At 39.0% G+C, this 6,264-nt stretch carries 7 protein-coding genes; 4 read left to right on the forward strand and 3 right to left on the reverse strand.

Annotated elements, in window-relative coordinates; translation table 11 throughout:
* The first annotated feature begins 169 nt into the window (after positions 1 to 169).
* Positions 170 to 661: a glutathione peroxidase gene (locus PAT01_RS19575; RefSeq protein ID WP_138580003.1), complete on the forward strand. Its 492-nt coding sequence runs from the start codon at positions 170 to 172 to the stop codon at positions 659 to 661.
* 110 nt (positions 662 to 771) lie between these two features.
* On the opposite strand, the gene PAT01_RS19580 is transcribed toward PAT01_RS19575, so the two are convergent.
* On the reverse strand, positions 772 to 957 hold the full coding sequence (locus tag PAT01_RS19580; protein WP_004589020.1) for a PA3496 family putative envelope integrity protein: 186 nt from the start codon (positions 955 to 957) through the stop codon (positions 772 to 774).
* Between the two features lie 380 nt (positions 958 to 1,337).
* On the opposite strand from PAT01_RS19580, the gene PAT01_RS19585 reads away from it, so the two are divergent.
* The gene (locus tag PAT01_RS19585) at positions 1,338 to 2,132 is read left to right on the forward strand and encodes a YggN family protein (protein ID WP_138580004.1); all 795 of its coding nucleotides are present in this window, start codon (positions 1,338 to 1,340) and stop codon (positions 2,130 to 2,132) included.
* A gap of 58 nt (positions 2,133 to 2,190) precedes the next feature.
* Here the strand turns inward: PAT01_RS19585 and PAT01_RS19590 are convergent, their stop codons facing one another.
* Positions 2,191 to 3,633, reverse strand: coding sequence for an aminotransferase-like domain-containing protein (locus tag PAT01_RS19590; protein WP_138580005.1), 1,443 nt, complete (start codon positions 3,631 to 3,633; stop codon positions 2,191 to 2,193).
* Between the two features lie 106 nt (positions 3,634 to 3,739).
* On the opposite strand from PAT01_RS19590, the gene PAT01_RS19595 reads away from it, so the two are divergent.
* Positions 3,740 to 4,669, forward strand: coding sequence for a DMT family transporter (locus tag PAT01_RS19595; protein WP_138580006.1), 930 nt, complete (start codon positions 3,740 to 3,742; stop codon positions 4,667 to 4,669).
* A 36-nt stretch (positions 4,670 to 4,705) separates the two neighbouring features.
* Here PAT01_RS19595 and PAT01_RS19600 read toward each other — a convergent pair whose 3' ends face one another.
* On the reverse strand, positions 4,706 to 5,578 hold the full coding sequence (locus tag PAT01_RS19600) for a diacylglycerol/lipid kinase family protein (protein WP_138580007.1): 873 nt from the start codon (positions 5,576 to 5,578) through the stop codon (positions 4,706 to 4,708).
* Positions 5,579 to 5,904: 326 nt separating this feature from the next.
* On the opposite strand from PAT01_RS19600, the gene PAT01_RS20145 reads away from it, so the two are divergent.
* Positions 5,905 to 6,045 carry a hypothetical protein gene (locus PAT01_RS20145; RefSeq protein ID WP_004589025.1) on the forward strand — a complete coding sequence of 47 codons (141 nt, stop codon included), beginning with the start codon at positions 5,905 to 5,907 and terminating at the stop codon, positions 6,043 to 6,045.
* Positions 6,046 to 6,264: the final 219 nt, after the last annotated feature.

Genomic DNA, 6,264 nt, shown 5'->3' on the forward strand with positions numbered 1-6,264 from the left:
GCGCCCCTAGGTTGAACAAATTTCAATCCGCAAAGTTCAACACGCCCTAAATAACAGCCAACCCATTAGCGCATAGTTAAGCGCGGTATTAACACGCCTAAATTTTATACTTTTAGTAACGCGCTACAGCGGGTAGAATGTAGCTAACAACAATAAAAAAGCATCCATCATGCATGAATTTCATCAATTAACGGCTACTGCGTTAAACGGTAAAACAATTAATTTTAGCGACTTTGAAGGCAAGGTTGTGCTTATTGTTAATACCGCAAGTGAATGTGGTTTTACTAAGCAGTACGAGTCGCTACAAACTCTTCATAGTAAGTACGCGAAAAACGGATTGGTTATTATTGGTTTTCCATGTAATCAATTTGGTCAGCAAGAGCCAGGCGACGCGACGCAAATACAACAAGGCTGTTTAATTAATTACGGGGTAAGCTTTTTAATGGCCGCTAAAGTGGATGTAAACGGTCGTCACGCCCACCCTGTATTTAGGTATTTAAAATCGGCCTTACCCGGCTTTTTAACACGAAAAATAAAGTGGAACTTCACCAAGTTTTTAATAGCGCCCGATGGTACACCTATCAAGCGCTATGCGCCTTTTACAAAACCAGAAAAGCTAGAAACCACTATTCAACAAGCACTCGCTAAATTAAGTACATAATAAGTAATAAAGAGGCATAAAGCCTCTTTATTGCCAATGTTTAGCCTTTAAATATGCGTAAACGCACATTCAAACCCTAATAAAAAGGCGCATTATTTAACTAGCACAATTTAGTCTATGTAATCGTTTAAGTCGTCTTCACCTAGGTTTTTACGCAAACGTTTTTGCTCAAGGTAATCTTCCAACTTCTTTTTCACCTTTTGCTTTTTTTTGTCATGCTGATTGCGCCCGACCATTTCGTACTCGTCTTCAACAAAATCATCATCTAGCGCATCGTAACTAAATGTCTTACCCACAACCCACTCCATAAAGTGTTTGAGACCAACTCAGGTTTATTCCTGCACTTGGTAAATTAAAAATGTTTAGCGCTAAAATACGAACAAATTAGCACCAAAATAAAGCCACGTGACTATCGTAAATAGCCTTCATGTCAATATTGTGAATAAATAGCGCTAAATTAAGAAAGTGGAAAGTGAGAGTTTTTTATCGTTTCGACAAATAAAATTTATCATTTATTTATTTTTAGTGTTTTTGACTAAAAAGTAGTTTATTTATCAAAATTAAAAATCATTAAAAACACGAAAATTTACATAACCTGCTGTTTTAAAATAAAAATAAATAATGGCACCAAACTTGTTAATACTTAGCTGTCATCAACAATTATTAGAGAATAAACATGAAAAATTTACTATTAGTAAGCGCTTTAATTTGTACACCCGCTGCAATGGCACATAACGATAACAATGCGGGTATTTCGTTTAGCAATGAGCAGTGCAATGTAGAGTTTAAAAACGATGTACGCATTAAACCTAGCGAATTAGAAATTTTTACCGCATCTAATCAATTCATGCGCTTTAACAGCAATGGCAACTTAACTATAAATGGCGAACAAGTATCCATTAATAGCGAACAGCGCCAAGCGCTTACCCAGTATTCTGACAACTTACGTACGCAGCTACCTGAGGTCGCTAATATTGCCCTAGACGGAGTAAAAATAGCCGGTGTAGCACTAGAGGAAGTAGCTAACGCATTTAATATTGATGGCCTTGATGACTTATCTGGCCTGATGGACGATATAAGACTTGAAGTAGAAAACACCTTTTATCAACAAGGTACGTTTGTAATGGGCCAACAAAGCTTTAATCAATTTGGTGAAAACTTTGAACACCAATTTGAGGAGCAAATAGAAACCGTGGTTGAGTCTGCCGTTATGCAATCAATGGGCAGTATTTTAGTTGCTTTAGGCTCTGAGCTACTTGGTTCGGGTGGAGATATGGATGCATTTGAGCAACGCATGGAAAATATGGGCGCGCAAATAGAAGAAAAAGTAGAGCTACATGCCAGTGCGCTTGAAAAGCGTGCCAACTCTTTATGCGACAACTTTGCCAACATAGCACAGCAAGAAGAGCAATTAGTAGCGCAATTACCCCAGCTAAAAGGCTACGAGTTATTTACCATTAAACAAAATTAATACACCGCACCGTATTAAACATCCCTTTAGCAGCACTTGTATATTAGGTGCTGCTTTTTTATTCTTTTAGCGTGTGAGCCAGCGCACCTAACGTGGTAATAGCCTGCTCTATTTTTTCGCTCCACTGCACCCCGTAACTTAGCCTAATACAGCTTTTATACTTATTACTTGCTGAAAAAATAAGTCCAGGGGTTATGCTAATACCAGCTTCTAACGCCAGTAAAAATAACTTTTGACTGTCTACCCCTTGGCCTAAATCAAGCCAAATAACACACCCACCTTTAGGGTCACTAATACGCGTATTTTTAGGCATTGCGTTTAATAAGCACCACCGCATGCGTTCTTTGTTATTACGTAAGCGCTGCCTAAGTACTTTTAAATTACGGTCATACTCACCACTGGCTATAAACTCAGAAAGCGTCCACTGATTTATAAGTGAGGCAGAGCAACTTAATGCACGCTTATGCCGGCGCGCTTGACCTGCAAACTTGCCTGCTATTAACCAACCAACTCGATAACTTGGTGCAGCCGTTTTTGAAAACGAGGCGCAACTGATCACAAGCCCCTTTTTGGAATACGCTAAAGCGGGCGTGCCACGCTTGGCAGTAAAGTGCAGATCACCGTACACATCATCTTCTATAAGAACAACATTACGTGACTCTATTAAGTCCACCATTTGCATGCGGCTTTCATCGCTCATAAAGCTGCCAACCGGGTTATTTATGGCGGTCGAAAACAAGCATGCTTTTATATCATGTTGTTCAAGCGCTTGAGCTAGGTCGTTAAGCCAAATACCATTGTCGGGGCATAGCGGAATTTCAAGCGCCTTTAAACCTAAGCTCTCTATTAGTTCAATAATGCCGTGATAACACGGGGTTTCAATTGCAACCACATCGCCGGGCTTAGTGACACACTTAAGTGCGATAGCCAGCGCCTCTTGCGCGCCATTGGTGATCACCAGTTCATCTATATTTACACCAATACCAAAGCCTAAGTATCTATGCACTAATTGCTTTTTAAGCGCAGCAAAACCATCAATAGGGCCATAATTAATAACACTCGCCCCAGCAATTGTCATAACCCGGCGCATGGTACGGGCTAAAGCTTTATCGGTAGGCGCTGCAGCAACGGGATTGGCAATACCAAAGGCAATTACATTAGGTTGATGAATAGCGCTGTATACCTGCTCTATTAATGCTTGTTTATTTACAGTGACAGGCTCGCGGCTTAGTTTTACACGCTTTGGCAAACTGTAAACCGTATTAAGCACCGTTAAAAAGTAGCCCGATTTTTCACGTGCCTCTACTAACCCTTGATCTTCTAACGCTTGATACGCTTGCTTAACCGTCGGAATGCTAATATTTAAGTTACTGGCCATTTTACGAAGCGAAGGAAGCTTTTCCCCAGGTAGTAATACCTTTTGCGCTTGCATGTCTTTAATTAGCTCAATAACTTGTTGGTATAAAAACTCGACTTTTTGCTTATTGGCAGCTGGCTGCATATCTCGCCTCAAATCTGTATAGGTTACATTTATACTTTTCTGTATATGGTAAGTATACAGATAGACTCTAAAATAACCACTCAATCGGTTTTTTTAGAGGTTTGCCATGAAAAGCGCAGCGCTATATCTCACAACAGTGTTAATTTGGGGCTCTACGTGGCTCGCGATTTCGTTTCAGCTAGGCGATATTGCTGTGGAGCTTTCTTTGTTTTATCGCTTTGCCATTGCAGCTGCATGTATGTGGCTATTTGTGGCCTACAAAAAGCCTAATATGCGATTTTCGTTAATCGATCATGGCTTTTTTGCTTTATTGGCCATTTCTAACTTTGGCTTAAATTATTTGCTTTTGTATTGGGCACAAAACTACCTCTCATCGGCAATGGCCTCTATTGCATTTTCAATGTTGCTAATAATGAACATAGTCAACACCCGTTTATTTTTTGCAAAGCCCATTGCCAAACGTATTTACTGCGGCGCGTTAATCGGCGTGGTGGGTATTATTTGTCTGTTTTGGCCGCATTTACAGCAATTCGACTTGAGTAATGGGGCGTTGGTCGGGTTACTACTTGCCCTTGGGGGTACCTTTGTGGCTTCATTGGGCAATATGATTAGTGTACGTAATTCTAATCGTCAAATAGGTGTGCTGCAGGGTAACGCATGGGGCATGTTATATAGCGCAGTAGGTTTAGCCGTTTATGTATTAATAAATGGTATAACGGTCAGTTTTAGTGCCCCTACCAGCTATTGGTTGTCGCTATTGTATTTATCGGTTTTTGGCACTGTGATTGCGTTTGGCTGCTATTTTGCCTTGTTAAAAAACATTGGCCCCGAAAAAGCAAGCTACGCCATAGTGCTGTTTCCGTTAGTGGCCGTTGCATTAAGCAGCTTTTTTGAAGGCTTTGAATGGCATGCAAACACCTTTGCCGGCTTTAGTTTAGTACTACTGGGTAATGCAATTGTACTTACCCCCACAAAAAGAATTAACGCCTTTTTAGCAAGCCGCAGCGTTGCTAAAAATGGCTCCGTCCCCAGTTAGAGGCGTTTTTAACGCACTAACACAAAAGCGCCTACCCTACTGTAGGCGCTTTTTTATTGGTATATGAAAATTAATAGCCTGCTCATGAATAGCAATAACCGCGGGCGTAACACCTACTAGCTCGCCATCGGCCTCAATTAATAAGTTTTTAGTATTAATACGCGCCTGTTTGAGTTGGCTATAAGTAAGCTTTTTTAAAGTATGGTGGCGCTTAAAAATTAATTTAATAAAGCTATATAAATGATCAACAAGACTACCCGCTTGCATTTGGTAGCAATCAAGCAGTCCATCATCAATTTTAGCCCTAGGTGCTATTTTAATGCCGCCACCAAAATACTGAGAGTTCGCAAATACAGTTATTAAATTTTGATAGCTACATTGCTTATTTAAAAATGCTCCATTTAGTGTGCTTGCTTTGTAAGTAAAGAGCGATTTAAAACTCGTCCACTTATAGCGCCAAGCTGACATGCTTTGTAAATGACCCAACTGCTTAATTACATGAGCATCAAAACCAACACCAGCCACATTAATAAAGTAACGAGTATTAATTTTACCTACATCAATTAAGTGTGTGGGAGCATTAAAAATAGCGTTTTGCCATTGTTTAGCGGAGCAATGAAAGCGACGCGCAAAATCATTGCCCGTACCACAAGGTAATATTGCCAAGCTACATGCACTGTTAATCACGCCATTAAGTGCCAAATTAAGTGTGCCATCGCCTCCAATAGCCACTGCTATTTGGCTTTTTTGTGCATTCAATTTAACGTTTGCTAAGTCGTACTCAAAATTACCTGTCGTTTTAACCGTAATATAGAGAATATTTTTCTTCTGGCATGTTTTTTTAAGCCAATCAAAGTGTTCTAACACCACACTTTTTACGCTCGGTTTAACTATTATTAACAACTGCAAGTAATTTATCTCCCATTAGCCAGTACACCAGCATAAATAAGAATTAAGTTAAAATTAATTTATCTGAATAATTAATCATAAAAGTGCGTAAAAATTTACTAAAAACATTAACAAACAAAAAAATACTTACAAAACAAATTAAAAGCTTGTTCCCCTGGTTAAATAACTATGCAAAATGGGCACTTAGTAGTTTTAATTAAAAACAAAACAATGCAAATTCAGATAAAAATAACTAATAGCCAAGCCTTAGTTTATATTGTTGTATTTTTAAACAAAAAAGAGTCAAAATGCTCGCGATTTAAACACATACACCTTGGAGCAAAGACATGAACCCAATAAACACCCTAAACCAAAATGCAGCAGCCCACGTTGGCGTAAAACCAACTAACCGTAAAGCTAAAATGCTTGCTAAATTAAACCGTATGGGCAAAAAGTTAGCATTAAACAGCGCCGCGCAATACAAATAATCAATCTTGTTATGATTATTAAGCAGGGGCAGTAAACAACTAACCACTATTAAAAGCGCTTCTTTAGCTCCCTTAGTTTGCTGCCACCCTTTAATTTTTAGTTTAAATCCTTCTAATTTCCCTCTATTTACAAAAAAAACCGTAATTACGCCTACTTTTTAAGCAAACAGTTTATTTGCTATTTACACGACGGTATCACCTAAGTATTATTCTGCGTCA

The organism is Pseudoalteromonas atlantica (genome assembly GCA_007988745.1).
Taxonomy (GTDB): domain Bacteria; phylum Pseudomonadota; class Gammaproteobacteria; order Enterobacterales; family Alteromonadaceae; genus Pseudoalteromonas; species Pseudoalteromonas atlantica.